At 31.5% G+C, this 26,222-nt stretch carries 27 protein-coding genes; 20 read left to right on the forward strand and 7 right to left on the reverse strand.

The window, feature by feature from the left end:
- The first annotated feature begins 92 nt into the window (after positions 1-92).
- From EI427_RS08375 to EI427_RS08405, 7 genes are all read left to right on the forward strand, one after another.
- A complete protein-coding gene (locus EI427_RS08375) occupies positions 93-1,286 on the forward strand; it encodes a transglutaminase-like domain-containing protein (RefSeq protein ID WP_126613567.1) in 1,194 nt (397 codons plus the stop codon).
- A gap of 73 nt (positions 1,287-1,359) precedes the next feature.
- Positions 1,360-1,875: an NUDIX domain-containing protein gene (locus EI427_RS08380; RefSeq protein WP_126613569.1), complete on the forward strand. Its 516-nt coding sequence runs from the start codon at positions 1,360-1,362 to the stop codon at positions 1,873-1,875.
- A gap of 57 nt (positions 1,876-1,932) precedes the next feature.
- On the forward strand, positions 1,933-2,472 hold the full coding sequence (gene pyrR, locus EI427_RS08385) for a bifunctional pyr operon transcriptional regulator/uracil phosphoribosyltransferase PyrR (protein WP_126613571.1): 540 nt from the start codon (positions 1,933-1,935) through the stop codon (positions 2,470-2,472).
- A gap of 60 nt (positions 2,473-2,532) precedes the next feature.
- Positions 2,533-3,450 (forward strand): aspartate carbamoyltransferase catalytic subunit, encoded by a 918-nt coding sequence (locus EI427_RS08390; RefSeq protein WP_126613572.1) that lies wholly within the window; start codon positions 2,533-2,535, stop codon positions 3,448-3,450.
- 413 nt (positions 3,451-3,863) lie between these two features.
- Positions 3,864-4,586 carry a LytR/AlgR family response regulator transcription factor gene (locus tag EI427_RS08395; RefSeq protein WP_126613575.1) on the forward strand — a complete coding sequence of 241 codons (723 nt, stop codon included), beginning with the start codon at positions 3,864-3,866 and terminating at the stop codon, positions 4,584-4,586.
- 78 nt (positions 4,587-4,664) lie between these two features.
- Positions 4,665-5,093: a hypothetical protein gene (locus EI427_RS08400; RefSeq protein ID WP_126613577.1), complete on the forward strand. Its 429-nt coding sequence runs from the start codon at positions 4,665-4,667 to the stop codon at positions 5,091-5,093.
- Between the two features lie 103 nt (positions 5,094-5,196).
- Complete coding sequence (locus EI427_RS08405; protein ID WP_126613579.1) at positions 5,197-5,646, forward strand: hypothetical protein; 450 nt, start codon at positions 5,197-5,199, stop codon at positions 5,644-5,646.
- 104 nt (positions 5,647-5,750) lie between these two features.
- Here the strand turns inward: EI427_RS08405 and EI427_RS08410 are convergent, their stop codons facing one another.
- Genes EI427_RS08410 through EI427_RS08420 form a run of 3 tightly spaced genes read right to left on the reverse strand, consistent with a single transcriptional unit; the run spans position 5,751 to position 9,363 of the window.
- Positions 5,751-6,905: an ABC transporter permease gene (locus tag EI427_RS08410; RefSeq protein ID WP_126613581.1), complete on the reverse strand. Its 1,155-nt coding sequence runs from the start codon at positions 6,903-6,905 to the stop codon at positions 5,751-5,753.
- 3 nt (positions 6,906-6,908) lie between these two features.
- On the reverse strand, positions 6,909-7,874 hold the full coding sequence (locus EI427_RS08415) for an HlyD family secretion protein (RefSeq protein ID WP_126613583.1): 966 nt from the start codon (positions 7,872-7,874) through the stop codon (positions 6,909-6,911).
- Positions 7,875-7,890: 16 nt separating this feature from the next.
- Complete coding sequence (locus EI427_RS08420; RefSeq protein ID WP_126613585.1) at positions 7,891-9,363, reverse strand: TolC family protein; 1,473 nt, start codon at positions 9,361-9,363, stop codon at positions 7,891-7,893.
- A gap of 213 nt (positions 9,364-9,576) precedes the next feature.
- Here EI427_RS08420 and EI427_RS08425 point away from each other — a divergent pair, with 213 nt between their 5' ends.
- Entirely contained in the window at positions 9,577-10,830 is a 1,254-nt protein-coding gene (locus EI427_RS08425; protein WP_240655362.1) for a DUF819 family protein, read from the forward strand.
- A gap of 76 nt (positions 10,831-10,906) precedes the next feature.
- Here EI427_RS08425 and EI427_RS08430 read toward each other — a convergent pair whose 3' ends face one another.
- On the reverse strand, positions 10,907-11,971 hold the full coding sequence (locus EI427_RS08430; RefSeq protein ID WP_126613587.1) for an AI-2E family transporter: 1,065 nt from the start codon (positions 11,969-11,971) through the stop codon (positions 10,907-10,909).
- Positions 11,972-12,236: 265 nt separating this feature from the next.
- Here EI427_RS08430 and EI427_RS08435 point away from each other — a divergent pair, with 265 nt between their 5' ends.
- The gene (locus tag EI427_RS08435) at positions 12,237-12,632 is read left to right on the forward strand and encodes a hypothetical protein (RefSeq protein WP_126613589.1); all 396 of its coding nucleotides are present in this window, start codon (positions 12,237-12,239) and stop codon (positions 12,630-12,632) included.
- A gap of 68 nt (positions 12,633-12,700) precedes the next feature.
- Here EI427_RS08435 and EI427_RS08440 read toward each other — a convergent pair whose 3' ends face one another.
- Positions 12,701-13,552 (reverse strand): DUF2490 domain-containing protein, encoded by an 852-nt coding sequence (locus EI427_RS08440; RefSeq protein ID WP_126613591.1) that lies wholly within the window; start codon positions 13,550-13,552, stop codon positions 12,701-12,703.
- A gap of 127 nt (positions 13,553-13,679) precedes the next feature.
- On the opposite strand from EI427_RS08440, the gene EI427_RS08445 reads away from it, so the two are divergent.
- Positions 13,680-14,948, forward strand: a complete 1,269-nt coding sequence (locus EI427_RS08445) for a DUF418 domain-containing protein (RefSeq protein WP_126613593.1) — start codon at positions 13,680-13,682, stop codon at positions 14,946-14,948.
- 188 nt (positions 14,949-15,136) lie between these two features.
- A complete protein-coding gene (locus EI427_RS08450; RefSeq protein ID WP_126613595.1) occupies positions 15,137-15,700 on the forward strand; it encodes a leucine-rich repeat domain-containing protein in 564 nt (187 codons plus the stop codon).
- A gap of 44 nt (positions 15,701-15,744) precedes the next feature.
- Here EI427_RS08450 and EI427_RS08455 read toward each other — a convergent pair whose 3' ends face one another.
- Positions 15,745-16,152, reverse strand: a complete 408-nt coding sequence (locus EI427_RS08455) for a DUF3127 domain-containing protein (RefSeq protein WP_126613598.1) — start codon at positions 16,150-16,152, stop codon at positions 15,745-15,747.
- A gap of 154 nt (positions 16,153-16,306) precedes the next feature.
- Here EI427_RS08455 and EI427_RS08460 point away from each other — a divergent pair, with 154 nt between their 5' ends.
- Together EI427_RS08460 and EI427_RS08465 are read left to right on the forward strand one after the other, a co-directional pair.
- The gene (locus tag EI427_RS08460; RefSeq protein ID WP_126613600.1) at positions 16,307-17,464 is read left to right on the forward strand and encodes an acyl-CoA dehydrogenase family protein; all 1,158 of its coding nucleotides are present in this window, start codon (positions 16,307-16,309) and stop codon (positions 17,462-17,464) included.
- A 5-nt stretch (positions 17,465-17,469) separates the two neighbouring features.
- On the forward strand, positions 17,470-18,183 hold the full coding sequence (locus EI427_RS08465) for a pseudouridine synthase (RefSeq protein ID WP_126613602.1): 714 nt from the start codon (positions 17,470-17,472) through the stop codon (positions 18,181-18,183).
- A 46-nt stretch (positions 18,184-18,229) separates the two neighbouring features.
- Here EI427_RS08465 and EI427_RS08470 read toward each other — a convergent pair whose 3' ends face one another.
- Positions 18,230-19,252: an aldo/keto reductase gene (locus EI427_RS08470; protein WP_126613604.1), complete on the reverse strand. Its 1,023-nt coding sequence runs from the start codon at positions 19,250-19,252 to the stop codon at positions 18,230-18,232.
- 167 nt (positions 19,253-19,419) lie between these two features.
- Here EI427_RS08470 and EI427_RS08475 point away from each other — a divergent pair, with 167 nt between their 5' ends.
- The 7 genes from EI427_RS08475 to EI427_RS08505 are packed head-to-tail and all read left to right on the forward strand — an operon-like array spanning position 19,420 to position 26,219.
- Entirely contained in the window at positions 19,420-20,010 is a 591-nt protein-coding gene (locus tag EI427_RS08475; RefSeq protein ID WP_126613606.1) for a TetR/AcrR family transcriptional regulator, read from the forward strand.
- Positions 19,982-21,295, forward strand: a complete 1,314-nt coding sequence (locus EI427_RS08480; protein WP_126613608.1) for a TolC family protein — start codon at positions 19,982-19,984, stop codon at positions 21,293-21,295. The genes EI427_RS08475 and EI427_RS08480 overlap by 29 nt, the downstream gene beginning before the upstream one ends.
- An 18-nt stretch (positions 21,296-21,313) precedes the next feature.
- On the forward strand, positions 21,314-22,237 hold the full coding sequence (locus EI427_RS08485) for an HlyD family secretion protein (RefSeq protein ID WP_126613610.1): 924 nt from the start codon (positions 21,314-21,316) through the stop codon (positions 22,235-22,237).
- A 12-nt stretch (positions 22,238-22,249) separates the two neighbouring features.
- Positions 22,250-23,179: an ABC transporter ATP-binding protein gene (locus EI427_RS08490; protein WP_126613612.1), complete on the forward strand. Its 930-nt coding sequence runs from the start codon at positions 22,250-22,252 to the stop codon at positions 23,177-23,179.
- A 3-nt stretch (positions 23,180-23,182) separates the two neighbouring features.
- Positions 23,183-23,932 carry an ABC transporter ATP-binding protein gene (locus EI427_RS08495; protein ID WP_126613614.1) on the forward strand — a complete coding sequence of 250 codons (750 nt, stop codon included), beginning with the start codon at positions 23,183-23,185 and terminating at the stop codon, positions 23,930-23,932.
- A 6-nt stretch (positions 23,933-23,938) separates the two neighbouring features.
- Complete coding sequence (locus EI427_RS08500) at positions 23,939-25,057, forward strand: ABC transporter permease (protein ID WP_126613616.1); 1,119 nt, start codon at positions 23,939-23,941, stop codon at positions 25,055-25,057.
- Between the two features lie 31 nt (positions 25,058-25,088).
- Positions 25,089-26,219, forward strand: coding sequence for an ABC transporter permease (locus tag EI427_RS08505; RefSeq protein WP_126613618.1), 1,131 nt, complete (start codon positions 25,089-25,091; stop codon positions 26,217-26,219).
- The last annotated feature ends 3 nt before the right edge of the window (positions 26,220-26,222 follow it).

Below are 26,222 nucleotides of genomic sequence, written 5' to 3' on the forward strand. Positions count from 1 at the left end.
TTATTAATAAGTAATAACACGCAAATACATGCAGTATTTTACTTTCTTGATTAAATTGTGATTCAATAAATGAACCTACTAATCAACAAAGTATGAAACGAATTATTCTATCATTATTAAGCCTTCTACTATTATTTGGATGTTCAGAAAAATATGATGGCATTAATAGTGAATATCATATTCTATTAGACCAAGCACTTGTTAAAGCTGGTACTAATAAAACAGAAATTACTAAAGCACTTGAAACTACTCCATTAGATCATAAAAACGGAATGGCTTTTCTAGTAGCTTATATGCCTAAAAGAGACTTACAAACTTTATCTGCTAAATACTTAACTGAAAATGTTGAGCTAGCATACAAAGCAAAAAAAGAATTCCCTTGGGGTAAAACAATACCAGATTCTATTTTTTACAATGATGTTCTTCCTTATGCTTTAATGAATGAACGACGTGATGATTGGAGACAGGATTTTTATAATCGTTTTGCTCCAATAGTAAAAAACTGTACCTCTGTTGAAGAAGCAATTAAGATCTTAAATGATACTATTATTGATGTTGTTGCTGTAAAATACTCTACCGAAAGGGAAAAACCAGATCAATCTCCATACGAATCTATTGATCAAGGTTTAGCATCTTGCTCTGGTTTATCGGTATTATTAGCAGATGCTTTTAGAGCTGTTGGTATTCCATCTAGATTAGCTGGCACACCAAAATGGACTTTAAAAGAAGGTAATCATAACTGGAATGAAGTTTATGTAAACGGGCAATGGAAATTTACGGAATACTACCCTTCGGGATTAGATAAAGGATGGTTTTTACCGGACGCTGGAGCTGCTGATGAAACAAAACCAGAAAATTGGATTTATGCATCTTCATGGAAACCTGCTGAATATGCCTTCCCTTTAGTATGGGATTTTGATATTAAATATGTACATGCTCATAATGTTACAGATAGATATTTGGGACTTTGGAACGATGAACAAAAAAAGTTAGCCGCACTTGATGGTAAAATTCCTGTTCGTGTCAAAATGTTTAAAAATAAGCAATGTACACTAATTGGAGACAACAGAGTCGCGTCTCAAGTAACATTATCTATAAAAAATAAAGTGATAGATAATGGCACTACAGCTGGTCCTACAAAAGATATGAATGATATTTTACAATTTTATTTAGAAAAAGGAAAGAAATATACTATTACTTATCAAGCTGAAAATGGCTTACCAGTTTCTAAAGATATTATTGCTGAGGATACTCCTATTGACCTAACTTTGTTTAAGTCAATCTAAAGAATTACAACTTCTTCTAAGGGATAGCAGAAATGTTATCCCTTTTTTTTATTTTTGACGAAATTTAATTCACATGGAAAGTAAAAAAATAGCAAGTAAATCAGATGTTGAAAAAACATTTGGACATCGACTTCGAGTAAGAGTTTGTGGACTTTTAATAGAAAATGATTCAGTTCTAATAGCTAAACATTTATCTATCGGTAAGAGAGGTGTTTTTTATGCTCCTCCCGGTGGTGGCTTAGAATATGGAGAATCTGTTGAAGATGCTTTAAAAAGAGAATTCTTAGAAGAAACAGGACTCGAAATTACTATCAAAGAATTTATGTTTACACACGAGTTTTTTGACCTTCCGCTCCATGGTATAGAATTATTTTTTTTAGTAGAAAGAAAAAGCGGAAAATTAATTACAGGAGTTGATCCAGAAATGGAAAATGGCAAACAAACCATTGATAATATGTCATTTATTGATTTTAATACATTGCAGGAACTGCATGTAGAAGAAAAACACCATTTATTCAGACATTGTAATTCGTTAAATGATCTTATCAAAATGAAAGGTTTTTATTCCAATTTAAAAGAAAATTCGTAAACTTGTATATTGGAATAAAGAGGGTAATGTAACCCTTATTAAATTCTATATTATATAATGGCAAAAGTAAGTATTTTACATAGTCAATTACTTGACATTACAATTAGTAGGTTAAGTCAACAATTGATAGAAAATCATGGTGACTTCTCTAATACTGTCATAATTGGTCTTCAGCAAGGAGGAATTATTCTTTCTGATAGAATTAGACAACGTATTTTTGAACTGTCTAATACTACTGTACCTGTGGGTCAGTTGGATATTACATTTCATAGAGACGACTTTAGAAGAGGAGATAATATTCTTACTCCAAGTAAAACAGACATTCCTTTCTTAATAGAAGATATGAATGTAATTTTAATTGATGATGTTGTCTTTACTGGAAGATCAATCCGTTCTGCTTTAGATGCCATGATGGCTTTTGGTCGTCCATCGAAAGTTGAATTACTTTGTTTAGTAGATAGAAAATATAGTCGAGATTTACCAATTGAACCAACGTATGTCGGTAAAGTTGTAAATTCAATTCAGTCGCAATATATTACTGCTGAGTGGAAAGAAGAGGGTCACGATGAGGACACTCTTTGGCTTATTAATAAATAATTATTTTAACGGCTTTATTGCCGTTTTTTTATACAAAAATTCCTGATCGAATAATACATAATGTTAAGTACAAAGCACCTTCTAGGGATTAAAGATCTTACAAAAGAAGACCTTGAACTCATCTTTCAAACTGCAGATCAGTTTAAAGAAGTAATTAATCGTCCTATTAAAAAAGTACCTTCCTTACGTGATATTACTATTGCCAATGTATTTTTTGAAAACTCAACAAGAACTAAACTATCTTTTGAGCTTGCAGAAAAACGATTATCGGCAGATGTAATTAACTTTTCATCTAGTGGAAGTTCTGTAAAAAAGGGAGAAACCTTATTAGATACCGTAAATAACATTTTATCAATGAAAGTTGATATGATTGTTATGCGTCACTCTAGTCCGGGGGCCCCTCATTTCTTAGCAAAACATATTGATGCTACAATATTAAATGCTGGAGATGGCACACACGAACATCCAACACAAGCAATTTTAGATACTTACTCTATCCGTGAAAAACTTGGTTCAGTAGAAGGAAAAAAAGTAGTTATTGTAGGAGACATTTTACATTCCAGAGTAGCTCTTTCTAATATTTTTGCCTTACAAAAACTAGGTGCTGAAGTAATGGTTTGTGGACCTCATACATTAATACCAAAGTACATCAGAGACCTTGGAGTTATTGTTGAACACGACCTCAAAAAAGCATTACAATGGTGTGATGTGGCTAACATGTTACGTATCCAAATGGAACGTCAACTGGTTAAAAACTTCCCTTCAATTAGAGAATATTCTCAAAATTTCGGTTTAAATAAAGAAATTATAGAATCACTCGATAAAGAAATTGTAGTTATGCACCCTGGTCCTATAAACCGTGGAGTAGAAATTACTTCTGACGTTGCCGATGCAGAAAATGCCATCATCCTTGATCAGGTGGAAAATGGTGTTGCTACTAGAATGGCAGCTTTATATTTGTTGGCTGGAAAATCATAAGACTAAAAGGGTAATTGCAGCTTTTGTAATTACCTTCACTTTACCATCATTCACTGTCTTCTTACACATATTCAGATAACTTTCGCCAATAATAGTAATAATTCACTTATTGGTGATGTATTTTTGAATATTAGTAGACAACGTTTTAAATATTATTATTGACTATAGTACTATTTAAAATGGAAGAAAAATTACAAACAACGAATTTCAGAAAAACAACTTCAGAATACTCTTTACTTAGTAATTGATTTATTAGAATTCATTCTTTAAATGAAAGATTTATTTTTATATCAATTACCTATTTTACTATCACAGTTGCTAAAAGACTAGTTTTTTACTAGTCAAATTATCATTTAAAATAAACAAATCCTATCGCTAAACTGATGACTCTGTTTATTTAGAAACTAATTAATATGAAAAATACCTCATCGTCTATTACATGTGTCATAATAGACCCTGATAAGCTATTACAAGAAGTTTTAATAAGTTATATAGATCAGATACCTTATTTAAAACTTGTTGCCGTTTTTAATTCGCCACTGGTTGCAGATCAATTTTTAGAAAATAACAATGCTGAATTACTCTTTGTCAGTACAGATTTTGATCAAATTAATGGAATTGAATGGGTAAGATCATTAGAAAATTCTACACAGGTAGTTTTCTTATCTAATACTAAAGAAAAAGCTGTAGATACTTATGAACTTGATGCATTAGATTATCTTTTAAAACCAACTTCGTTCGAAAGGTTTTATAAGACGGCTATTAAAGCTAGAGTTAAAATTAAAGCTAATCAAATTCAAGAATCAATAACTGTTGAGAAATGTATTTTTGTAAGGTCAGAAAATCGAATTAATAAAATACACATTTCTGATATCCAATTTATTGAATCACAGAATAATTACATAAATATTGTTACTGAAGAAAGACAATACATAACATTAATGAAGCTAAAAGATATCCATCTAAGGTTACCTAGTGAAATGTTTATCCGTATTCAAAAATCATTTATTATTAATATTAACTATGTAAAAGCAATAGAAGGCAATTCTGTTGTTATTAATGATAACCTTTTTACAATTAGTAGAAACCTTAAAAAAGAAGTGATCAATTCTTTCACTCAAGGTCAGCTAATATAATTACCCCCTACTTACTAGTATCATCTTTTGTGTTGGTCAAATGACTAACGCTTTACGCTAACATACAAATTAAAAACAATGAACTATTTTATTTCAATTTTACTATTATTGGGTTTATTATCATGCTCAACCCAAGATGAAACAATCTCTCCTTCTCAAATTTCGACCATTTCTAACTTTGTAAATCCTCAAAACCAAGAAGATGGAGATCAAAACAAAACTGCTGATGTGAAATTTGGACCTTCATCTGAAGATTGTAGTTATTCCAATGAGTTTATCGAAGTTGCTATTTTAAATAAAGATAAAATCTTTATTTCTTCAATCCATGCTACTTTAAGTCCTTCAGGAAAGGGAATGATTACAATTACACAAATTGATAATGAGAATGTCTATTTTTTAAATTTCAAAGAAAATAGCAAAATCATTTCTACGGCAAGAATAGAGCTGAATTTTGATAAAAACAACACCGTAGATAACACTGTATCTTATAATAATTGTATCGATTAAACATACATTATACCATTGGAAGTAGACATTTTACCAAGTATAATTCATATTAACATAGTGTTTAATGAGTTTTGAATATATGTCAACCATTAAATCGTTAAAGATGAAAACTGCTATTCTTAAAATTGTATGTCTACTTACACTAACTCTTTCTGTATATTCTTGTGCTACAGATGAAGTTGTTTCTCCTGTAGGTAGTTCACTTTCTGTTCAAGGCTATGCAAATGATAGTGAATCTGAATCAGATGTGGCTTCTCACATTTTCAACACATTAGTAATCTCTGTAGATCCTCTAAGTAATGTTTGTAATGAAAATAGTTTAATCACTCTTCATATCACTTCATCTTATGGTCTTAGTCATACAGTAGCACAAAAACTAACAGAAGGTAAAACAGTTTTTGAATTAAAAAGAGAATTTAAAAGTGGAAGTCATTCTCTAAAACTTGAAAGTTCTGAAGGTATATTACTTAACTCTCATTCATTTTATATAGACGAAGAGAGTGCATCTGAAAGTATGCATAAAATCATAAGATATAATAATTGTGATATATAATCACAGAAGGCTGATTTCAATATTGAAATCAGCCTCTTTTTTTGATAAAACAAAACAGTTTCAAGTTTTACCTGAAATTGTAAAAGAATAGAATTTACTATTATCTACTTATTAACTGGTTTTTTATTCAACTTTAGTGTAATCAATATCAATGTTGCTACACCTGTTATTAATGAAATAATTAACATTGAATTAAGTTGATAGGTCAGATCTCCTAAAGAAGTATCATAGTTTATCAACTTTCTAAGTGCCTGTAGAAAATAAGTCAGTGGAATACAATTTGAAAATGCCTGAATCCAAGCTGGCATTGCTTCTAATGGCCAAGTAAATCCAGATAGAATAAAACTTGGAGTAGAAACAACCATTAATGCTTCTGTTGCCTTTAATTGAGAAGGAACAATCCAACTAACTAGCATACCTAAACAAGTAAGTGACAATATGAATACTGAAGTAGTAATTAATAAAGCACTTATGTTAGTTGGTGTTGGGATTTTAAAGAAGGGAAGTAATGTTACTTGAATTACACCCCAAAGAAACATACCTAATACCCAATAAGGAATAGCTTTACCTAAAAAAACTATAAATGGATTTTTAGTGATTTTACTAAGTTCTCCGAAAGTCTTATTCTCATGTTCATAGCTAAAAGTTAACGCCAATCCCAATAAAAACACCTGCTGCATTACAGCCCCCATTACCCCTGGTAACATAAACAACAAATAATTGGATGTACCATTAAAATATCTAGAATTATCAATTGCAAAAACTTCCCATTGTTCTTTTGCTGTCTCAAAAGGAATTCCTTGCTTCTGAAGACTCACAATTTCTGCCCCTGCATTTATAGTCCCTAATACAGTTCTTATTCCAATATTAGCATAATTACCAGTAATCATATTAGCTCCATTCACCTCTATTTGAATGTGTGGATGCCTTTTATAATTAACATCTCCTTCAAAACCTTCTGGAATTCGTACAATTGCCTCAAAAGACGGTAAATCCTTTTTTAAATCTTTATCATCAGCTGTAACTTTATCTACCGATAAGTAAAAATTTTCATCTAAAGCATCTATAATTGAACTACTTAAAGGCGAATTATCTTGATCAATAACTGCGATAGATAAATTCTTAACACTGGCTTGCTGATAGGTATAACCTATTAATATTCCAAAAAATATTGGTGCTCCAAAGAATACTGCGAGCAATACATTATTGGAGAAGAATAATTTAAATTCTCTTTTAATTATTTGTAATAATGCTTTCATCACTTAGTTAATTTTATCCATCAATAAAGTAATATTCGTAAGTAATTTATCTGCTTTTTTAGCATTTACAGGAAGGAATTTAAGTTCGTATAACGATTGATCAACATCATAAGTTGGGTTCATAGATTTCCTTGTAGCAAAAGACATTTCTTCTTTAATAGACCCCACTTTACCTTTTAAAGATATAGATGAATCGAATGGAGAATACACTGTTACAACATCCCCAACTTTATACTTTAACACTTCTTCTTCTGGCAGAACAAATCTAAAATAAGTTGTCCCTTCTGCATAGCCAGAAAATATATTATAACCCGGCAATGCCAATTCACCTTGTTGTAGAGCCATTGATTCTACTCTCATTTTTTTAGGTGCGATAATAAATCTTTCCGATAGCGCTATATTTACCTCTTTTAAAGCTCCTTTTGCTCTTTCAAGCTGTCCTAAAGCCATACGTTGTTTTTCATTCCTAACACCAGCCTCAACTTCTCTTTTCTTAGCTGCAGTCCCTTCATATTTTGCTTTTGCCATTTGGTATTTTGTATATACCTCATCATGTTTCTGAGAAGAAATCAATTCCTCATCATACATTTCTTTTATTCTTTGATAGCTTTTTTCTGCAAATTCAAATTGTTCTTTTGAAGCTGTATATGCTGCATCTACTTGATCAATTTGATTTTTTGTTGCTCCATTAAAAGCCATTTCATATTGAGCTTTAGCCGCTTTAACTGCACCATTAGCTTGCATTAATTTTGCTTCTGCTTCTGGTAAATCTATTATTGCTAGTGTATCACCCTGTTCAACAATTTCGCCTTTCTCTACATTTACAGATACAATTCGACCAGGAACTTTAGAGGCTACATAAACTGCAGTTCTTTTTACTTTTCCTTTTAACTTACTTTCTTGTTCTGGAGCCTTTGTACAAGAAGAAAAAATAAGCAACGTCGCTAATGATAAGTATATATATTTCATGATGATTTATTCTAAATTAGTTTTGAATGTGTTCTACATTAAGCACACCCATTGCGTTAATTAATGCTACCGCCTTTTGTCTTTGATTTGCAATTGATTGAATATATTCAAGTTGAAACTTCTCATATTCTGATATTTCATCAAGTACATCTGTTACATCTGTTAATCCATTTTGAGCTTCTTGGACTTTAATTTTAAGGCCTGTTTGAGCTCCATCAAGTTTTTGATTTGAAACATCTACCATTTGTGTAGCTACTTGCCATTCCATTTTTTTCTTTTGGAAATCTAATTGCACTAAATCCTGAGCGTAGGCTTTCTTTTCTTTCATAGAAATTACAGCAAGCTCAGATTTTTGAACTTCACGTTTTCTTTGTAAACCATCAAATATTTCCCATTGCATAGCTACTCCAACAAAAGGAACAGCATCAATATTTGTCATATTTGTACCTCCTTGTACTACATGTGCAAATGCTTTTGCCTTAGGAAGAGCTCCATATTGTTCTCCTTTATGTTTATATTCTAGAGCTTCTATAGAATGTTCTAAAGCCTTGATCTCATTTCTGTTACTTAAATTAATTTCATTTTCATCAACCATCCATAAAGTTAATTCTGGATTGATTGTCGTTAATTCTTCCTTATCTATCCCCGTTAATTGTTGTAGTTTCTGTATTACAAGACTTCTACTTGCTTCTAATTCAATTCTTTTTGCAATAATGTCTTTCTCTGCAATTCTAATTTTATTTAAATCATATTCAGTAGCTAAACCAACTTCCTTAGCTTTATTTGCGAATTCTGTTTGTTTGTCTAACCTTTTCTGACTTTCCTCTAAAACTTTAAGAGATTGATTTACAACAGCCATTTTATCATAATAGCTAAGTGTTTCCATTATAATTTCATTTTTTTCTTGGTCCACCATGGCTTGTTGTGCTTCTGATTTAGCTTCTGCTGCCTTAGCAAAAGTTGGAGCCTGGAGTCCAGAGAAAATGACCATTTCTACATAAGCATCATAAAACCAAAAATTATTATCTTGTATTGATATAGATGGTGTATTAGGAATTTGATTTACCATTCCGCCTATATTATTATAAACACCCTCAATAAGTGGGGTAGCTACACCAATCATAGTTGGTGGTAAACCAGATGAAGCTAGTTGAGCTAGAGATTGGTTTTTACTATTTTCTAAACCATAAAGCGCTTGATTTTTTGTACCACTAATATCTCTTGAAATTGTGATATCATTTAATAAGTAGGCATAACCACCTTTAACCCCTACTTTAGGTATATAGGTATATAAAGCTCTTTGTTTGTCTAAATGAGATGCTTTCGCTTCATTTTGTTTTATTTTAACTATATGAGAGTTATTTATAGCTTTAGTAGCAAGTGCTCTTCTTGTTAAATTTGTATCTGTTTGACCTAAAGCAAAAGAAGATATAATCATAAGCAAAAATACTGTTACAGTACTCTTTACTTTTTTACTTATTTTCAACATTACGTTCAATTTTTTGTATAAAAATCTTTCTTTGTTTACTTCTATTTATTTGTGAATGATTATTCACTCAACAAATGTAGACTATTCACCTATTGATTTCAAATTATATTCATTAAATAAATTCAAATGGAGTAAAAAATTCTTAAAAGGTTTACTTCTATATATTTTTTTGTATTCTTGTATACATAAATACTAATCATACATATATAAAATTTGGAAAATTCTATCACTCCCCTTATCACAAACGATGCTGTTGTTTTTGGCCTTCTTATGGCCTCTTTAGCATTTGTATTTTACACTTCAAGTCTAAAAAATTCTTTTTGGTCTAAGTTTTATAAAATATTCCCTGCCCTATTGATGTGTTATTTAATTCCATCAATTCTAAGTACACTTAATATAATTTCTCCCGCACATTCTAATTTGTACACAATGGCAAAGAATTACCTTTTGCCTGCAAGTTTGGTTTTAATGACTATAAGTGTTGATTTAAAAGGAATTATGAACTTGGGAAGTAAAAGTATCATAATGTTCTTATCTGGTACTATCGGTATTATTATCGGTGGACCTTTAGCTATATTAATTGTCTCTTATTTCTCTCCCGAAACTTTTAATGGCGTAGGTTTCCAAGAAGTTTGGCGTGGTTTAGCTACATTGGCAGGTAGTTGGATTGGCGGTGGAGCTAACCAAGCCGCAATGTTAGAAATATATAAATATGACCAATCCTTATATTCTGGTATTGTAGCAGTAGATATTATTGTTGCTAATATTTGGATGGCTATTTTATTATTAGGTATCGGTAAAACAGAAAAAATAGATAAATGGCTAAAAGCTGATGTGACTGCAATTGAAGATTTAAAAGCTAAAGTTGCTGCTTATCAAAATAGTATTACTAAAAACCCATCATTAACAGATTTAATGATTGTATTAGGAGTTGCTTTCGGTATTGTTGGTTTATCACATTTTTTAGCGGATAATCTAAGTAGTTATATTACTTCTGTTGTAGCAGACCCATCAACAAGTGTTTTAAGTAGTCGCTTCTTTTGGTTAGTTCTTTTAGCAACTTCTATTGGTGTAATTCTAAGTTTTACAAAAGCTAGAAAGTTAGAAGGATACGGTGCTTCTAAGTTTGGTAGTGTATGTATTTATATTTTGGTAGCAACTATAGGAATGAAAATGGATGTTACAAAAACGTTAGAAAACCCAGGTTTATTAGCTGTAGGTGGTGTTTGGATGCTTATACATGTAATTATTATGGTAATTACGGCTAAAATTATTAGAGCTCCATTCTTTTTCCTTGCTGTAGGTAGTAAAGCAAATGTTGGTGGAGCAGCTTCTGCACCTGTAATTGCGTCTGCATTTCATCCATCTTTAGCACCTGTTGGCGTTTTGTTAGCTGTTTTAGGATATGCCTTAGGAACTTATGGAGCAATGTTCTGTGCCTACCTGATGCAAATTGCTTCACAATAAATAAATCCATCTAAAAAAATAAAACCTCCATTGAATTTGAAATCAATGGAGGTTTTATTTTTAATATAATTTCTAATTATTCTTTTTCACTTTCTCTAATTGTAGTGCCTATATTTCCATTCTCAGATAAGATAATTGCTATTGGCCTTGTAGATTCAAACTCACCAAAAATTATAATCATCATTACTGTTATTGGCACACTCAAAATCATACCTACAACGCCCCATAATGCTCCCCAAAAAGCCAAAGCAATAAGTACAACTAATCCACTAATATTTAATGAATTTCCCATAACTTTTGGTTCTACAAGATTACCAATAATTACTTGAATAACACCTACTGATAACAACACAATTAAACCTGAAGAGAGGTCTGCAAATTGAATAACTGTAAAAAATGCAGGAAAGAGAGTTGCTATTAAAGATCCAATTGTTGGAATATAATTAAGAGCAAAGATTAATAATGCCCAAAAAAATGGAGCATCAATACCCATCAATTTTAAAACCATATAACTTAAAACACCTGTAAGCAAACTAACAAATGATTTTAATGTTAAATAACTACTTACAGAATTACCAATCTTAGCTATCATCTTAACTACTGCCTGATATTCTTTTGCATCTGGATATATTTTAACAAGCTTATCACCAAAAACACTCTCCTCTAATAATAAGAAGACCACATATAGAATAATAGTAAAAGTATTGCCAAATAAACCAGTAACAGAGGTGAGTATGTTCTTGAGTAACGAAGTAAAATTATAATCACCAATCATCTTATTTAATGAAGTAGTAATATCGATATCGAATAAGTTATTTACTTTATCTTCTATTAAAACAAGGTTACCATCATAATGTGATAGTGATTCTGTTAAGTTTTGAATACTAATACTCAACATCTTTATGGCAACAAAAAATATTGCGAAAATAGTTAACGTTGCGAGAATATTTTGTATCCAAACTGGTATTTTGTTCTTATCTGACCCTAATAAATTTCCAATTAATGTCCTTACCTCTACCACAATTAGCCAAAAAATTGTAGCCAATATTAAAGGAACGAGGATTGATTTCAGGAAAATTAGAGATACTACTATAATCACTAACAGAAGTGATATTGATGTGACCTTGTTTATGCTAATCATTATATATGTCTAGTTCTTTTGAATTACTACGTGCAATGTACGAACATTCATGAACAAAGCGTACGTTATTGAACAATATTTACAAATATTTAATCACCTAAAACAATATTAAACATCTGACAAACAGTCATTTAAATACAATAGGTATAAAGATGGATTTATAATAGTTGTCAAATTAATATTGAAATCTTGAGCTGAAAGAAATTTCAGTTCAATGGTTTCTAAAAATTGGAAACTATTTCTCTTAAAAAAATCAACTACTAAAATGAAAACGTTATTCTCTATTTTCAGTGTACTTTTAATATTCTCTTTATCTTCTTTTGCTGATGCTCCAAATGATGAAAAATCAGCAAAATTAATTAAGATCGTAAATAAAGCAGATAAAAATGACTGGCAAACTTTAAATAAAGCTGCAGCATTAGCAATAAATTGGAATGCAGATTTAGAATTAGCAAAAACTTGGATAGAATCTTCTATTTTAATCAGTGATAATGCAGAAGCATATGAAGTTTTAGGAGATTATTATTTAAGAAAAGGTGATACTCAAAATGCATATAAGAATTATAACCTATCACTTGAAAAAGGAATGTTTAAACTTGAATCAAAAGATTTTGACCGTATTCAAAGAAAAGTTTTGACATTCGGTAAAGCTCTTCAATAAAAATTTTAAATCTTTTGTTTTAAACAAGAAGGAGTTGATTATTCAGTTAATCAACTCCTTCTTTTATTTTATCTTCTTTTTTTCTCTCCTGGGCAATTACATTCTTCTTTCTGCCTTATGCTATACTTAAAAGTGATACCATAAGTTGGTGTAATCAAATTTAAATTTCTTTCTGGCTTACCTTCTGAAATTAAATTCCCATTAGCATCATAGCTAGGTCCAGAAGCAGGTGCGAAATAATATTGAGTATCACGCATTGCAAATAAGCCTACTCTAAATTTATCTTCTGCAAATCTATAATATACATCAAAACGTAATCTTGTTAAGTCTACACTCCTGTCATCGGATGAACTATTATTTGTATTCACAAAAAGCTCATAAGAAAATTCTGCTCTTAATTTAGCTTGTGCAATAGTAAAATTACGACCAAGCATTATCCAGAACCCTATTCTACCATAATCGTCTCTATTGCCAGATGTATCACCGGTTTTATTATGAAGAATCTGTTCGTATTGTAATCGCTTTTGAAAATCTAAAAGACCTCCACCAATTTGGCCATTATGTTGAAAGAAAGCACGTAGAAAAAGAACATTCCAATTAGGTTCGAATACATCTCTTATAGATCCTCCAACCATTAATTTCTTATTCTTAAATTTATGCGCATATCCAAGCATTATGTGTGCTCTATTAATATTTAAGCCATCTATGATATAACTATCGAAAGCAGATGATCTTGTATTTACCTCAAAAAACAGGCTATCACTATTGTTCAATTCATAATCGACATTCCATAATGTCCAATAAGAGTTGTCATAATATTTTTTTTCAGTTTCTTGAGAAAAGATAGACTCACTAAAAATTATCAGGAAAAACAGTGTTATATTAAAAATTCTAAAAATAGTCTTGTAAAATGTTATCATCACTAATGTAAAAAGCTTTATTAACTTATGGACTGTAACTAATAACGGTATCTTTCGATAAAACACAAAGAGTTCTTATACATTATTGATAACTCTAATAAAATTAATATTCACTTACACTATATTCATGACTAATACTACATCATCTACTATCACTCCTACTACCGGAAAACAAAGACTTGGCGTTATTGATGCGTTAAGAGGTTTTGCGATTTTAGGGATTTTATTTGCAAATATTCTTAGCTGGAGTTTGTATAAATTTACTCCGACAGCAGAATTAAATACTTTTGCTTTTGCAGAATATGATAGTACACTTCACCATTTATTAAATTTCTTTGTTGATACTAAATTCTATAGTATCTTCTCTATTTTGTTTGGAGTGGGTTTTTACCTCCAATACGACCGTCAGAGAAACAATCAAGAAGCATTTCTTAAAGTTTACAGAAGAAGATTAAAATTTCTTATCCTTTTTGGGTTTATACATATGTTATTTTGGTCTGGTGATATATTGATGCTTTATGGAATGATGGCATTTGTCTTTATTCTGTTTAGAAATCAATCGCCCGATAGAATCTTAAAATGGGCTGTTTTCTTTATGTTCGCACCATTACTCGTAGATGCAGTAATGTTATATGTAGCTCCAGGTTGGATGAGCCCTAGTAAAGAAATTGCTGGAGAAGCAATGAAAAGATATATCGATGAAGATCCTTCTGCAGTTGTTGCAGCGTTCCAAAGTGGAAATTTTATTACAACATTTAAACAAAATGTTCATAACATTATGTGGAGATGGTTTGACTTTATGCCTTCTTACCGTCCATTTAAAGTTTTAGGATTATTCCTTTTTGGTTTTTATCTACAATCTAAAAAATTCTTTACTGAAGGTGGAAGATCTTGGAAAGTATTTTTCATTTTTGCGACCTTAGGTACTGCTGCCCATTTAATTGGTTATCAAATTGGAGGTAGTATGGCTAAATTCCCTAAAGAAGCTTCTGATTTAGGTTTTAAAGCTATCATGATGTTTGGTCAACTTACATTAGCATTGTCTTATGCTTCTCTTTTATCAATTATTTATCATACTAGTTGGGGAGAAAAAGCAATGCAACCATTAACATCGGTTGGTAAAATGTCGTTCACAAATTACTTATCTCAAACGTTAATTGGTATTGTTATATTCTATGGAATTGGTTTTGGTTTAGGAGGTACATTAACCCTAGCTCCAATTTTTGTAATAGCTGTATTAATTTATATCTTCCAAGTAACTTATAGTGCTATTTGGTTGAAGAAGTTTAAATTCGGTCCATTAGAATGGGGATGGAAATGTTTAACATACAGTCAAAGATTTCCAATTTTAAATAGTGAATATGACAAAATTAAAGCTGCTAAAAAGGCTGCATAATAGTATATATAGTTTGTTTTAATAGTTCTTAGCTTCTATAAAATGAAACTAAAAGAAAGATAGCATAGGGAGTAATCTCTATGCTATTTTTTGTTTTAAACAGAAATACAGACTACCCGATTAAGATTTATTAATTGTCAACTGTTTCATATTGATTGTTTTAAGAGTGAATCATCCAAAAACATATTATGAAAAAAATTAATACTTTCTTACTTAGTATACTCCTTATAGCAGCATTATTTAGTTGTAATAAAGATAAAGATTTAATGTCTGATAGAGATGTTTTACAAAGTTTATATCAATCAACAAATGGAAAAGGCTGGTACAATAAAACTGGTTGGGGTTCTGCTGAACCATTATCAGAATGGTATGGCGTAGAAGTAGATTCTAAAAATAGAGTTACAAAAGTTAATTTAAGAGGAAATAATTTAAACGGTACAGTGCCAGGTAATATTGGTAACTTACAAGAATTAAAAATATTAGACCTTAGTGATAATAAGCTTAGAGGATCAATACCAAATCAGATTAGATTTCTTAAAAAATTATCTAGGTTAAAAATGAATCATAATAGTTTTACTGGTATGATTGATAAAGGAATTTCAGAACTTAGAAAAAAAGATAAAGGACAGTTAATTTCTTTAGAGGTTGACCAAAAAAATAGATTTATAGAAAAACAGGTTTTAGTAAAAAGAACTACTAATTCTAAAAAAGGAAGAGGACGAGGTAAAAAATATACTTATCCAATTCAATAAAAAAAGAGCTCGATTTAAGATTTAAATCGAGCTCTTTTTTTATACTAGAATGGTAAATCACCATCTATATCATCTCCTCCTACCGGTGGAGGTGGTGGAGGTGGTGTATTTGATTGTACAGGAGCTCCTCCACCATAACTTGGTTGTTGTGGAGCCGCTTGTGGTTGTGCACTTGCTGCAGCATTAATTCTCCAAGCTTCTAAGTTTGTGAAATAAATTGTTTCACCACCTTTATCAAAAGGTCTTCCTTTTAAATCGAAAGTTACTGCAATGTCATCTCCTTCATTAAAGCTATCAAGTAAAGTACAACGATCTTGTGTTGCCTGAAACTTGATGTATTGAGGGTAACTACCATCTTGAATTAAGAGCACAAAATCTCTTTTTTTGAAACGATCAGATACTTGTTGAGTATCCATAATCTTTTCAATTTTACCAACTACTTCAAAAGCCATAATCTATATATTAGTTCATTTGATTTTTCTGAATCACGAAACTACAAAAGGAAAAGCAGATTTACTGAATAATCAATTATAATATTCCACAATTAAAGAGATTTTTTATCATCTTGTACTATAATCACATAAAACCATAACTCACAATAAACACATGACTGATTTCTATAATATCGACGATCTTCTGAGTGATGAACAAAAGATTGCAAGAGATGCTACAAATGCATTTATCACCAAAGATGTTCAACCTATAATTGAAGAATTTGCTCAAAAGTCTGAAGCTCCTCAACACTTAATTCAGAAATTTGGAGAAATGGGATTGTTCGGCCCTGCCATACCTACAGAGTATGGAGGAGGCGGAATGGATGATATTTCGTACGGACTTATTATGCAAGAAGTAGAAAGAGGAGATTCTGGATTAAGATCAATGGCCTCCGTACAGAGTTCGTTAGTAATGTATCCTATTTATGCTTTTGGTTCTGAAGAACAACGAAAAAAGTATCTTCCTAAATTAGCTACTGGCGAATTTTTAGGTTGTTTTGGTCTCACAGAACCTAATCATGGTTCAAATCCATCGGGAATGGAAACACATTTAATAGATAAAGGAGAATATTATTTATTAAATGGAGCAAAAATGTGGATAACTAACTCTCCAATTGCCGATATTGCGGTTGTGTGGGCTCGAGATGAAAATAAAAGAGTAAAAGGAGTTATTGTTGAGAAAGGAATGGCAGGTTTTACAGCTCCAGAAATCCATAATAAATGGTCTTTGAGAGCAAGTAGTACTGGTGAGCTAGTTTTTGACAATGTAAAGATTCCAAAAGAAAATATCCTCCCAAACAAAGATGGCTTAGGTGCTCCATTAATGTGCCTTGATAGTGCACGTTATGGCATTGCTTGGGGTGCGATTGGTGCAGCAATAGATTGTTATGAAACAGCTAGAGATTACTCTTTAGAAAGAACGCAATTTGACAAGCCTATTGGTGGGTTTCAGTTAACGCAGAAAAAACTTTCTGAAATGTTAACAGAGATTACAAAGGCACAACTCTTAGCTTTGCGTCTTGGTCAGCTAAAAGTAAAAGGACAAGCTACTTCTACGCAAATATCTATGGCTAAACGTAATAATGTTGAAATGGCATTAAAAATTGCTAGAGAAGCAAGACAGATTTTAGGCGGTATGGGTATTTCTGGAGAATATCCTATTATGCGTCATATGATGAACTTAGAGTCTGTAATTACTTACGAGGGCACACATGATATTCATTTATTAATTTTAGGAGCTGATATTACAGGAATTCCAGCATTTAAATAAAAAACATGCAGTATAAATATTTTATAGTCAATAAACCATATGGTGTTTTACCTCAATTTTCTGATGATGGAGGGCGACCAACATTAAAAAGTCTTGGGAAGTTTCCTAATGATGTATATCCTGTTGGACGTTTAGATATGGATAGTGAAGGTTTATTAATTATCACGAATGATAAACTATTAAATCATAAGCTATTAAATCCAAAATTTGAATACGATAAAACATATTTGGTTCAGGTTGATGGAGATATTACTACTGAAGCAATAAAAAAATTAGAAAAAGGGACACAAATTACGGTTAACTCTGCCCCTTATACTACGCTACCTGCGCTGTGTAAAAAAGTGGATAAACCAGACAATTTGCAGGAAAGAAACCCTCCTGTACGATTTAGAAAAAATATTCCCACTTCTTTTATTGAACTTACCATCCATGAAGGTAAAAACAGACAAGTTCGTAAAATGACTGCCTCTGTTGATTTCCCAACATTACGATTAGTAAGATTTGCAATTGGAAATCTTAGAATTAAAGAATTAAAATCTGGTGGAGTAATAGAAGTTCAAAGAGATTTACTTTATGAGAAGTTAGGTTTAAAAACTAATGACAGGGAGGAAAAGCCAAAAGCTAGGCGTCCAAGTACTAGAAAACCAAGAGTTCCCACTAGGAACCCGAACACAGGAAAAGCCCCTACTTCTAAAAAAAGATACGGAAAATCAAGATAATCAAATCCCCACTATACTTAAATTGATATAGTGGGGATTTGTATTTTTATCTTTTATCTATTTTATCATACCAACCGCCAAAAGAATATTTCTTTGCGGTATCATCATTTAAAAATTTTGTTGGAAAACCTAGATCAATTGCACTTTCACCATCTAAAAGATCCAAGTCTAATTGTTCTAAATTCCAATCAACGCATTTTAAATTATCTTTTACCTGTTCAAGTTTTCTTGCCCCAACAATTGGAATAATGCGTTTATTTTGTGCTCTCAACCAATTTAATGCTACTTGTGTAGGAGACTTTCCTAATTTCTGTGCAATACTCACAACAGTTTCTGCAATTCTTAAATTTTTAGGCGAATACTTAACACTCTTTTCACTTAATCGCCCCCCTTCTACTATTCCTTTATTGTACTTCCCAGATAATAACCCTGCGCCTAACGGAGACCAAGTAGTTACAGACATTCCAAAATGATCTGCCATTGGAATCAATTCTCTTTCTACATCACGAGCAATTAAACTATATTCTACTTGTAGGCCTACAAATTCTTCCCATCCTCTTAAAATTGCCATCGTATTTGCCTGAGAAACAACCCAAGCAGGTGTATCAGAAATTCCTATGTAACCTACTTTACCTTGGCTAATTAAATCGTTCATGGCTCTTAAGATTTCATCAACACTTGTTGTGCCATCCCACATGTGTACCCATAGCACATCCATGTAATCTGTATTCATTCTTTTAAGTGATGCTTCCACCGTTCGCATCATATTTCTTCTAGAATTTCCTGTTCCATTAGGGTGAGAACTATCTTCTATTAATGTATACTTTGATGCTAAAACGAATTTATCTCTTTCTGCACCAACAAAATCACCAAGGTACTTTTCTGATGTTCCGTTTGTATAAAAATTTGCAGTATCAATAAAATTTCCTCCTGCTTCTGCAAAAGATTCAAAAATTTGTTTTGATGTGTTATAATCAGCACCAGTTCCCCAATCTTCTCCAAAAGTCATTGCTCCTAAACACAACTCAGAAACTTTTAATCCTGACTTTCCAAATAGTTTATACCTCATTTTTATAAAAGTTTAATAACCGTGAATTATAATTTAATTATATCATTTCAAATTATCATTATCTGAGTAAATAATATCTAATGTTTTTAATAAAGTTATTGAAAAGTTGTTTTTAAATTAACCATATGGTTAATTCGTGTATCAGTTAACCAAATGGTTAAAAAAATATGGAATCGAAAGACAAAATTTTAGAAGTTGCAACAGAGATTTTCCAGCTGAAAGGGAAAAGTGGAGCAAGAATGCAAGAAATTGCAGATGCTGCTGGTGTAAATAAAGCACTTGTACATTATTACTTTAAAAATAAAGAAGGCTTATTTCAGGAGGTCTTTCAAGATCTAATTCGAAAGACTATTCTTCCAATTGTTGATGTCCTCAAAGGACCCGAATCTTTGGATAGTAAAATTGCAAAGTTTATTGACTTATATATCGATACATTAAAAGAGAATCCTAATATGGTTACTTTTATTATTGGTGAACTTCAAATGAACAAAGCTCCTTTTACTCCATCAAAAGACATGCAGGATACTATAATTGCAATAGGAAAGCAATTACAAGAAGATACTAATTTTATATCAATTCATCCACTTCAGTTCATGACCACACTCCTTGGGGCATGTATATTTCCTTTTATCGCAAAACCTATGTTTGCTAATTTCAATCAAATCGATTCATTTTCATTCGATGAGTTCATAGAAGAACGTAAAAGTATTCTTCATCAAATAATATTAAATGGCATTAAATCTAAAAAAAATGGATAATATGAATAGTAGGTATTTACTCCTCCTGCTATTAGTTATTGGGCTCTCTTCCCCTCTAATAGCACAAACAAAAATAACTTTTGAACAAGCCGAAAAAGAAGCACTCGAAAAGCATCCTTTATCGGAACAAAAAGAAATGTTTTCTAGAATGCAGGAAACAGAAAAAGAAGCAATAAGTAAAGATCGTTTACCTCAGTTCGGTATTCAAGGTAAAATTGGTTACTTGTCGGATGTAATTTCTCCTACCGACCCAAACGCTCCTGCTGCTGCCGTTTTTCCTGATATTCCACATACACAATGGCAAACCTATGCTTCTGTAGATTATGCTATTTATAATGGTAACATTAAGAAAAAGAAGCTTGCTAAATCAAGTTCTGAGTATGGTATCAAAATTCAAGAAAATAATGTTAAACAATTTTCTGTAAAAGAGTCTATCTCTCAAATTTACTTTGCTGCTTTAAGTTATCAAGAGCAAGAAATTTTAATAAAAGATGGTGTAATTAATGAGTTGGAAAATCAACTTAAAGAAGTAGAAGCTCTTGAAGCAGGTGGTGCTGCATTACCAAGTACAACTGATGCTTTAAAAGTTGAATATTTTAAAGCTCAACAAAAATTATTATCTGTAGAGGCTCAAAAGAATGGTGCATTAAAAGCATTGTGCATTTGGTTAGAAAGAGAAAATGAATGGAATACAATTGAACTTGTTCGTCCAGAAATGACTGTTTCTTTATCTGCTCAATATAACCGTCCTGAGGTTGAAATGTATAAACTTCAAACGCAAAATATGGATGTAATGAGCGACATGTTAAAAACACAACGTTTACCTGTTGTGTCTGCTTATGCCATTGGTGGTTACGGCACTCCTAACCCTTATAACTTCTTTATTATTGATGGTGATTTTTTCTATCAAGTTGGTCTTAAATTCGCATGGAAACCATTCGATTATGGCAAAAACAACAGAGAAAGACAAATTACTCAAATACAAAAAGAGGTGATTAACACGGAATTAGAAACCTTTAATAAAACAATGAACTCTCAGATAGTTCAGATACAAGCCACAATAGATCAGTTAGGTAAATTAATATCTCAGGATAATGAGATTATTAAAATTCAAGAACGCAATGTAGTTCGTTCAAAAGGCCAACTTGACAATGGTGCAGCTACTTCTGCTAAGTATGTAACAGCACTAAATGCATTAACTGATGCAAAATTGAATTTATCATCTCATGAATTGCAGTTATTACAAACACAATATCACTTAGCAATGACGAAAGGACTTCTTTAATATTAAACATCAAAAACAATGAAATTCAAGATATATACATCAATTTATTCTAAAGGAATTGCACTTATTACATTAGGGGCTCTATCACTTTTCTCTTGTAAAAATGATAATGAAAAATCTGATGCCTACGGAAACTTTGAAGCTGTTGAAGTTATCGTATCAGCAGAAAGTAATGGTCAGCTTATTAACTTTAATGTAGAAGAAGGTCAGAAAATTAAAGAAGGTGAACAGGTTGGTTTAGTAGATACTGTGTTACTTCATCTACAGAAAGAAGAAGTTTTAGCAAATATTGCTGCTCTTGGATCAAGGGTTATGAGTATCCATGAACAGATTGCTGTTTATGAGGCTCAGCATAAAAAATTAATGATTGATAAAAATCGTTTAGAAAAGTTATTTGCAACCGAAGCTGCTACGCAACAACAATTGGATCAAATTAACTCTGCATTAGCAATCAACGAGAAACAATTAGAGGCAACAAGAAGAAAAATTAAAGATTCTAATAGAGCAACTTTAAGTCAGTATGGGCCTTTAAGTAAGAAAGTAGATGTTCTAAACGAGCATATAGATAGATGTAATATTATATCTCCTATTACAGGCATAGTTTTACAAAAATTTGCAGAAAGAGGTGAAATGACTGGTACTGGAAGACCATTGTATAAAATTGCAAACCTGTCTACTATTAAGGTGAAAGCTTACGCGACTGCAACCCAATTAAATGGAGTAAAAATTGGTCAAAAAGTAACTGTTTTAACAGACGGAAAAGAAGGCACTTTAAATCAAACACAAGGTGTTGTGGAGTGGATTTCTAACAAAGCAGAGTTTACACCCAAAACAATTCAAACTAAAGAAGAAAGAGTTAGCCTTATCTATGCTTTTAAAGTAAAGGTTCAAAATAAAGACGGGTTATATAGAATTGGAATGCCTGCTGAGATCAACTTCTAAACAACAATTATTATGTCAGTTATAGAAGTTAAAGACCTTAAAAAATCCTATGGTAAAAAAGACATTGTAGAAGCATTAAAGGGGATTTCTTTTAATGTAGAGCAAAATGAAATCTTTGGATTAATAGGGCCCGATGGAGCAGGTAAAACTACCTTAATTAGAATATTAGCTTCGTTAATGGTTGCTGATAGCGGCTCTGCTACTGTAATAGGAAAAGACCCTAAGGTAGATTACCAATATATTAGAAATAACATTGGATACATGCCGGGTAGATTCTCTCTCTATGAAGATTTGAGTGTAAAAGAGAACTTAGAATTTTTTGCTACAACTTTTGGTACTACAATAGCCAAGAGTTATGATTTAATTAAAGACATCTATCAACAAATAGAACCTTTTAACGATCGTAAAGCCGGAGATCTTTCAGGAGGCATGAAACAAAAATTAGCACTTTGTGCTGCAATGATTCACTATCCTAAAGTCTTATTTTTAGATGAGCCTACTACAGGTGTAGACCCTGTTTCTAGAAAAGAATTTTGGAACATTATTAAAGGATTAAACAAACATAATATCACAATAGTGGTCTCTACTCCTTACATGGATGAAGCAGATTTATGTGATAAAGTAGCATTAATGAACAATGGTGAAATTCTTGGAATTGACACGCCTGAAAATGTAGCGGCATCATTTAATAAGAAACTTTATGCCGTTGAAGTAGGTGGCTCTAATTATCATCTTATAAAATCTTTAAGAAAATATGAGTTTATGGACAGTGTTTTCCCTTTTGGTGAGCTACTGCACTATACAGATAAGAGAGCCACTGATATAAAAGGTGATCTTAAAGATTTTCTTGAAAAAGAAGGGTATAAAAATATCTTTATTCAAGAAATTAAGTCGAATACAGAAGATGTATTTATTCGTTTGATGAACGCTCAAAAGAAATAGATAATGGAGACTGAAAATAAAATTATATCAGCCAATAAGTTAACCAAGAAATTTGGGGATTTTAAGGCGGTAAATGAAATCACTTTTGATGTAAAAAAAGGTGAGATATTTGGTTTTCTAGGCGCTAATGGTGCAGGAAAAAGTACAGCTATGAAAATGCTTACAGGACTCCTATCACCCACTTCTGGAGAAGCTACCGTTGCAGGTTTTGATGTATTTACACAACAAGAAGAAATTAAAAAGAATATTGGCTATATGAGTCAGAAATTCTCTTTATATGACGATCTAACTCTACTGGAAAACATTCATTTCTTTGGTGGAATTTATGGTTTATCAAAAGATGAATTGAAGGAAAGGAGTAGTGATATGATCCAAAGACTTGGTTTATCTGATGTATCTCATAAATTACTTAAAGAAGTACCTCTTGGATGGAAGCAAAAAATTGCATTTTCTGTGGCTACTTTACATCACCCTAAAGTTGTTTTCCTAGACGAACCTACTGGAGGTGTTGACCCTATTACCAGAAGGCAATTTTGGGAATTAATATATGAGGCAAGCGATTCTGGAACTACTGTTTTTGTTACCACACATTATATGGATGAAGCAGAATACTGTAATAGAATATCTATGATGGTGGAAGGAAGAATTGCAGGTTATGGATCTCCTAAGGAATTAAAAAAGGAATTTAATGCCAAAAATATGGATGAGGTTTTTGTAAAAATTGCACGTGGTGATAATTACACTATCAAATAAAATATCATGGGTAGATTAGGTGGAATTATAAAAAAAGAGTTTTATCATATTTTTAGAGATAAACGTACATTATTGATCCTGTTTGGTATTCCGATAGTACAGATTATTCTATTTGGCTTTGCGATATCAAATGAAATTAAAAATGTAAAGATTGCTGTGTTAGACATGGCTAAGGATGGACATAGTCAGAAAATCACAGAAAAAATACTATCAACTTCATATTTTGATTTAGATAAATATCTTAATTCTACAGATGACATTAATAAAACATTTAGGGAAGGTAGAATAAAAGCTACACTTGTTTTCCCTCCAAAATTTAGTGAAGATTTAAAGAAGCGTAATACTGCGAATATTCAAATAATTTCTGATGCATCTGACCCAAATACCGGTACTCAAATCGGTTCTTACCTTCAAATGCAGATACAAGGTTATTTGATTGAGAATGAAATGTCGCAAGTTTACTTACCTCCTCCCGCTTTAATTAATACTGAAATAGAAATGAGGTACAATCCAGAATTACTTTCTGTTTACATGTTTGTACCTGGTCTGATCACTATTATTTTAATGCTTGTTTGTACAATGATGACTTCAATTGCAATAACAAGAGAAATAGAGACAGGAACAATGGAAGTTTTATTGGCATCACCAATGCATCCTTTTACCATAATTCTTGGTAAAGTAATTCCATACCTCCTTCTATCTTTCTTAAATGCATCAATAATTATTGGTTTAGGCAAATACTTATTTGAAGTACCAGTACTTGGTAGTTATTCTTTAATGATAGGAGAAATAATTTTGTATTGCTTGGTTGTTTTAGCTTTGGGAATCTTTGTTTCTACAATAGCAGAAACGCAACAGTTAGCACTAATGATTTCACTTTTTGCAATGTTTTTACCAACAATGTTACTCTCTGGTTTTATTTTCCCTGTAGAAAACATGCCATTACCTCTGCAAGTAGTCTCTAGCATTGTTCCTGCAACTTATTTTAATATTATCATTAAATCAGTAATGCTAAAAGGCGTTACTATAGCGTACATCTGGAAAGAAACTGCCATTCTATGCTTCATGTTTATAGGACTAATTGGTATAAGTGTAAAACGTTTCAAAATTAGATTAGACGATTAATAATGGTTTTATATCATTAAAAAATAAATATATGAGTGCATTAAAATTTATACTCCAAAAAGAGTTTAAACAGATATTCAGAGATAAGGGAATGCTTCCTATTATTTTTGCGATGCCAATAGTGCAATTATTGGTACTATCGTTTGCTGCCACTTTTGATGTAAAAGATATTAAAATTGAAATTGTTGATAGAGATCATTCTGAATTATCACAGCAATTAATTTCTAAATATGAGGCGTCTAATTATTTTTCTATTGTAAACTTTAGAAATGCTACAGACCCTTATGGAGAAGTATTGCAAAATGGCTCTGCAAGTATTTCTTTAGAGATACCAAATGATTTTGAGAAAGATTTAATTAATAATAAACCGGTTGATCTTTCTGCAAAAGTAAACGCTATAGACGGGATGACTGCAGGAGTTTCTGCATCTTATTCTCAAACAATTATTCAAGAGTTTAGAGAGGAGTTTTTAACAAATCATGATTTCTCTGATGTTGTAAAAGAAAAAGGGATTGAACCGTTTCAGGTAAATTTCTCTATGCAAAACTGGTACAACCCTACTCTGAATTATAAATATTATATGGTACCGGGCTTATTAGTTCTTTTAGTTAGTATGATTGGATTGTTCCTAACATCTATGAATATTGTAAAAGAAAAAGAAATTGGAACTATTGAACAACTTAATGTTACACCAATAACTAAAGGTGAATTTATAGTAGGAAAATTACTACCTTTTTGGTGTATTGGTATGTTCGTATTATCATTTGGACTAGTGATAGCAAAACTCTTTTTTAATGTCCCGATATTAGGTCCATTATACATAGTTTTCTCATTCGCTATGGTCTACCTTTTAGTAGTGTTGGGAATTGGTCTTTTTATATCTACAAAAGCAGATACCCAACAACAAGCGATGTTTATTGCTTGGTTCTTCATGATAGTATTTGTTTTGTTGAGTGGATTATTTACACCCATAGAAAATATGCCAGTTTGGGCTCAACAGATTACACTTCTTAACCCCGTCAGGTATTTTGTAGAAGTAATGAGGAATGTTTTATTAAAAGGTGCGACATTTACGGATGTAAAAAATAATTTTATAATTATAGCTATATATGCTGCCTTAGTTAATACAATGGCCATATTAGCCTATCGTAAAACAAATTAAAAA

Source organism: Flammeovirga pectinis, assembly GCF_003970675.1.
Classification (GTDB): Bacteria; Bacteroidota; Bacteroidia; order Cytophagales; family Flammeovirgaceae; genus Flammeovirga; species Flammeovirga pectinis.